This is a genomic window from Stenotrophomonas sp. STEN083, from assembly GCF_056759195.1.
Map to the genome: position 1 here is coordinate 1 of NZ_JBRRCU010000112.1, position 2450 is coordinate 2450.

General features: G+C 64.6%; 3 protein-coding genes. All 3 read left to right on the forward strand.

Features of this window, described 5'->3' with window-relative positions; genetic code table 11:
• Positions 1-81 precede the first annotated feature (81 nt).
• The 3 genes from ACVOK8_RS19085 (at position 82) to ACVOK8_RS19095 (ending at position 2356) form a co-directional block, all read left to right on the forward strand.
• Positions 82-1080: an SMP-30/gluconolactonase/LRE family protein gene (locus ACVOK8_RS19085; RefSeq protein WP_481568189.1), complete on the forward strand. Its 999-nt coding sequence runs from the start codon at positions 82-84 to the stop codon at positions 1078-1080.
• A gap of 63 nt (positions 1081-1143) precedes the next feature.
• Entirely contained in the window at positions 1144-1866 is a 723-nt protein-coding gene (locus ACVOK8_RS19090) for a hypothetical protein (RefSeq protein ID WP_481568190.1), read from the forward strand.
• Positions 1867-1954: 88 nt separating this feature from the next.
• The gene (locus ACVOK8_RS19095; RefSeq protein ID WP_481568191.1) at positions 1955-2356 is read left to right on the forward strand and encodes an EF-hand domain-containing protein; all 402 of its coding nucleotides are present in this window, start codon (positions 1955-1957) and stop codon (positions 2354-2356) included.
• Positions 2357-2450: the final 94 nt, after the last annotated feature.

Sequence of the window (2450 nt, forward strand, 5' to 3'; positions counted from 1 at the left end):
GTAGTGCCGAGCAATGCTCGGCAGAGGCACCACCGGCAAAGCCCCTGCCGAGCATGGCTCGGCACTACATGCCTCGCTCCCATGGTTGCCCAAGCAACCACACCCCGCTCCACCCCATGCCTCTGGCACACTCGCGCTTCCACCAACACGGAAGTCGCCGCCATCGCTCGCCAGACCAACCTTGCCCGCATCGCCAGCTTCGCGCTCATCACCCTGAGCAGCACTGCCTTGGCCGCCGACAACTTCATCGTCCGCGACCACGTCAGCGATGGCACCTTCACCACCGGCATCGAAGGCCCGGCGACCGGCCCGGATGGCGCGCTGTACGTGGTCAACCTCGGCAAGGACGGCAGCATCGGCCGCGTCGATGAAACCGGCGAGGCATCGCTGTTCCTCACCCTGCCCGAAGGCAGCATCGGCAACGGCATCCGCTTCGGCAGTGATGGCACGATGTATGTCGCCGACTACCCGCGTCACAACATCCTGCGCGTGGCACCGGGCTCCACCAGCGTCAGCATGTTCGCCCACCTGCCCGATGCGCACCAGCCCAACGACATCGCCCTGGCTCCGGATGGCACGTTGTATGCCAGCGACCCCAACTGGGCAAAGGTCGATGACGGCCAGCTGTGGCGCATCGACCGCGATGGCAGTGTGCACCTGCTCGAAACCGGCATGGGCACCACCAATGGCATCGAGGTCAGCCCTGATGGCAAGCGCCTGTACGTCAACGAAAGCGTGCAACGCAATGTCTGGATGTACGACCGCGCCGCCGACGGCAGCATCAGCAACAAGCGCCTGCTGATCCGCTTCGACGACCATGGTATGGATGGCATGCGCTGCGATGCCGACGGCAATCTCTACATCGCCCGTTACGATGCCGGTGTAATCGCGGTGGTCTCGCCCGATGGCAAGCTGCTGCGTGACGTGCCGCTCAAGGGCCGCAAGCCCAGCAATATTGCCTTTGGCGGCAGCGATGGCCGCCAGGTCTTCGTGACCCTGCAGGACCGCGGCGCGGTGGAAACCTTCCAGGCGGATCGCCCCGGCCGTGAATACGGTCTGCAACCATCCGCCAAACCCTGAGGGCGCCAGTCTCAGCTGCTGCAATCCATATCAGGCATGCTGTAGGTCATGGGAGGAACCGCAATGCACAGCATCGAACTGAAGGACCCGGCCGGCTTCGGCAATGAGTTTCTGCGCCTGACCCTGATGCAGGGTTTCCAGTCGCTGACCAAGCGCGACCTGGAACTGCTGATCTTCGTGTTGATCGAACGCGACGGCGCGATCAATCGCAGCGACTCCAATGCCGCCGTTGCCCTGCAGCTGCGGGTTACTCCAGCCAAGGTCAAAGGCCTGCGCCGTGATGGATATGCGCGTTGGCGGGCACTGGTACCGGAGGAAGGTGAGGCCGCCCTGCAGCGCATCGTCGCCGCGGTGCTGACCGAGGCCAATCTGCGCTCCGGCGCAAAACACGTCAGCGAGCGCAGCCGCAAGGAAGGTTTTCTCGCCATCCGCATCGAGCACCCCGACGATGCCCAGCGCTTCGAGCAGGCGATCCTTGATGTCGGTGCGATCCCGGTCTACGAGCGCAACCGCGAAGTGGTGGCGGTGCGCTTCGACACCTTGCTCAACATCGCCGAACGCTGGAACTACCTGCAGCCCGATCCGCAGGCCACGCTGGATGCCTTGAAGAAGCTGGCCCCGGCCTCGGAAGAAGTCGCCGATCTGCTGAAGAAGGATGTCAGCCAACTGCGCTGGGTCGATCTGCGCCGCGCGCTCAACAGCCTGGGCGCGAAGGCGATCAGCTCTACCGCCGAAGGTGGCTTGAAGGGCCTGCTGAAACTGGTCTTCCCGTTCATTCCGGGCTGAACGGCTCGCCCGTTCAGCTACGGCCAATTACCATCGAGGGACGATGCGCCCCGCGCATCGCTCCGTTCTCCATCCGATGAGTCGTGCCATGTCTGCGCTTCGTACCGCCCTGCCTCTGGCGTTTGCCATCCTGATGCCCATTGCCGCCAGCGCCCAGACCGTGCCGCGCCCTGAGCCTGCGGTCAGCATGCCGTTGAACGATGCGCCGGTGCATGTGCGCGAGCAATCGCTGTCCACTGGCAAGGTCACCCACTCCACGCAGATCCTGATGCCCACCGATCAGGCCCAGGTCACCGTGCGATCGATCCAGCCGGACAGCGTGATCGGCAATTACCGCATCGATTTCGACGCAATGGATGTGGATGGCGATGGCTTCATCAGCCGCGAGGAAGCGCAGGCCAATCCGGCCTTGGCTGATGAATTCAACGCCTTGGATACAGCGCGCCGCGGCAAGCTGTCACGCGAGCAGTTGGCCGGTTGGCTGCGCTGAAGCGTCACCTGTAGTGGCGGGGCCGAGCAGGCGCGGGGCGGGTCCGGGCCAGCCCACACCACCGCCCAGCAGCCCCGCACTATCGCCGGTGCGC